The 3,028-nt window shown below is 40.2% G+C and carries 3 protein-coding genes; all 3 read right to left on the bottom strand.

The annotated features are described in order from the left end of the window. Nucleotides 1-8 precede the first annotated feature (8 nt). Nucleotides 9-488 (bottom strand): hypothetical protein, encoded by a 480-nt coding sequence (locus JQM68_RS13435; protein WP_235223528.1) that lies wholly within the window; start codon nt 486-488, stop codon nt 9-11. Between the two features lie 15 nt (nt 489-503). Beyond that, nucleotides 504-923, bottom strand: coding sequence for a hypothetical protein (locus JQM68_RS13440; RefSeq protein WP_235223529.1), 420 nt, complete (start codon nt 921-923; stop codon nt 504-506). Between the two features lie 792 nt (nt 924-1,715). After that, entirely contained in the window at nt 1,716-2,657 is a 942-nt protein-coding gene (locus JQM68_RS13445) for a hypothetical protein (protein ID WP_235223530.1), read from the bottom strand. Nucleotides 2,658-3,028: the final 371 nt, after the last annotated feature.

Consider the following 3,028-nt stretch of genomic DNA (forward strand, 5'->3'; position numbering starts at 1 on the left):
GTTTGATCTCATTCTTGACTCAGTCGAAGATTTTCATACTGTCGAGGAACGTCGATTACACAGAATTTTCGACGGTCTCGTGCGGTTTCTGCCTTGGCGGTTCCGCGCGGATTTACCATCTTTCCATTTTCATCAAAAGAGGGATACTGTAAATATTCCGGGAATTGTTCGAGGAACCACTTTTTTACATACTGATAAGACATGTTGCTGCTTGTTGCCAGTTCACAGATTTGCTTAAACATAAGCAGCAGTCTTTCGCCATCGGGCTGACAAGCAAGATACTTCACCATCTTATTATAGGTAAGTTGAGCAGATGCATTTTTGCGCTTGGGAGCAGGTTTAATGCAAATTCGCAGTCCGGGAAAATCATTCTTAAATTTCAACAGAATTGCATATTCATCATTATCGGGATTCATTGCACGCTTGTTGAAGCGTTCAGAAATAGTCAGAGTGTTCTTGACAAAATCCAAAGAATACTGGTTTTTCATTTCAATTACCTCCTTTTATGCTGCGCTGTTGTCGGTGTTGTTTTCGGCTTCAACTTCATTTTCGTTGTTGCTATCCCATGTCGGATCATTGGCATAGTCTTTATACTGGTTAATGAACCAACTCTTTACACGGGGATAAGCATGTCCTCGGATTTTTGCTTCCTTGCAAACCTTGTCAAACTTTTTCAGTGCGTCACTATCTGCGCCTTCCTTGAATTCGACATAACTCCGCATTCTTTCAATAGTAAGCTTCTTGTAAACTTTCTTGTTTTCAGATACATTTTTCTTTTCCAGTCGGTATGTGGGAAGATCTCTTCTCACCATCAGCAGGTGATTATATTCCTCTGTTCCCCAAATACCGGCACACTTCATAAATTCAGAGGTACAGAAAATCGTCTGCTGGGTGTGGTCAATAAAACAAGAATTGCGCTTCATAATAGTTTCCTTTCTGCGCTCTTGGCGCGGGCGTCGGTCGCTACCCTTTTTATCAGGTGGGTTTGTTTCCCTCACCCTGTGGCTATATAATAGCGCAGACCATTTATAATAAACTTAAATTTATTTAGACGGAGCAAATCCCCGAAAGCATTGCAGCACAACGGATTTCGAGTTTTCTCGTTTTTTAGGTATTCATTATTTTTATAAAATTCAAAAATACTTTGCTTCACGTACTGATAATTTAACAGATGTACGGACTTGTTCAAAAGAGTTCCATCAAACTATAAAACGTTTAAAGTTGTATAAACCTATTTCTAAAATATAGATTCTTATTTGGCAGTCGTAGAATTTTGTTTGCAGGTGTTCCCTTTTCGTTAGCGCGAGCAAGGTTAATATCCCAAAACATTCCCCCGGACATTGAATAAATTTATGGCAGCGCGCTTTCTACGTATTAGTTTTTTGCTTTCAAAAAGAGCGCACAAAAAAGCGCACAACCCCCAAATTTGTGCGCTTTTCCATCTTATATTCTCCAAAATAGAATTGTATTATCGAACATCTTATGATATAATAAAAGCACAAAATAATAGATGTATCAAGGCAAATTCCGCGTTTTTTGCTCACATTTGTTTCTTTTCGTGATACAGTCGCTTCGACGCAGACCGATCGAGTTGGATAGCGCGTCAGACTCCGACTCTGAAGGCCGCTGGTTCGAATCCAGTCGGGCGTACCAAAAACTCTCGTAAATTGAATATTTACGAGAGTTTTTATTTTATGAAGTTTTAGAATTAAAACTCATGCATCGCATTTTGTAAACCAAGCATCACGGTAACCAGTGGCTTTTCCACCTCCGCAATACGCTCCAGTAATGTTGTATTTTGTACACGCTTCAGTGATAATTGAGTGAATTTGTGTCCTACTCCCAACGACCCAAAGACATCCACCGGAAGATCGCTTGTCGATCACTTCCAAGCCTTTACTTTCAAGGAAAGCTTTCAATGTATTCGTCGATGGATTAGCTTTAGTTCGGGTATAATCAGGTGCCGTCTTCAAGCCCAATGCTGCTTTTGCTCGGGCCACTGCACTTGATACAATGGCGTCTATTTCTTCAGGAGACAATCTGATTCCTTTATCTTCATCTTCGTTCTCATCTTCTTCGCACTCGCCATCACCCGAAATGGCAGGCTTAGCAGGGGTGACCGTATCCGCTTTCCCTTGTTGTAGCCTGTTGGGAATATCCTCGCAACTTTTTGACAATGGTGGAGCAGCCTTCTTAGGAATTGGTTCATAAAACTGGCTTGGTACAGATTCGTCAATGCCGTACACGCGCTTAAACCAGCAGCAAAGTCCAAATATCCTTTTCAAATAGGACAAAGCTTCACTTTTGCTACAACTCTCACCTTGGTGCTTAATTTTGTTTGAAGTTTTCCGAAGCGCATCGAGGAGGTCACTTTGCTTTGGTGAAATAATATTATGAAGTCTAAGTAACTCAATTTTTTGGTGCTGGGAATTGTCATACGGAATTGCTAAACCTTCATATTCAAAAATGAAATTGACAAGGATTTCTGCCAATGTCTGAATTGCGGATATACAAAAAACCGGTTCAGTGACATAACCCTTCTCTGCTTTGATTCCCCATTGTGCTAATTCTGGAAACTCCGAAAATAAGAAATCAAAATTTGAACGGCGTTTGATTATCTCTGTTGTGCCATTTCTTTCATTCTTCTCATCTATCATAAGCTTATCCTTCAAATACTATACTTGAGATCTTATTCAAGGATTCATCTCAATAATTTGCTATCTTACTGCCTTCCATAGTGTCAGTAATAATATAGCATAAATTACATACGTGCGCAATTGAAGAAAAGCCTTATCTATTAATTTACTTGTACTCAAAGTTGTAGTCACAGGCATTGCCTGTGACTACAACTTTCGCCATTTATATCATTTTATTGACCTCTTTTCTTTATTAGGGGTTCATACAGCTGCCTCCCTCAGCTGTATCTCCTTTTGGAAGCTGCCCCTCTAATGCAAATTTCGCCCGAACGGTGTGAGGATTTCGTTTCGGACGGTGTGAGTATTTCGGTTTAAGCGGTGCGGCTGTTTCG

Source organism: Oscillibacter valericigenes (assembly GCF_021531435.1).
Taxonomy (GTDB): domain Bacteria; phylum Bacillota; class Clostridia; order Oscillospirales; family Oscillospiraceae; genus Oscillibacter; species Oscillibacter valericigenes_B.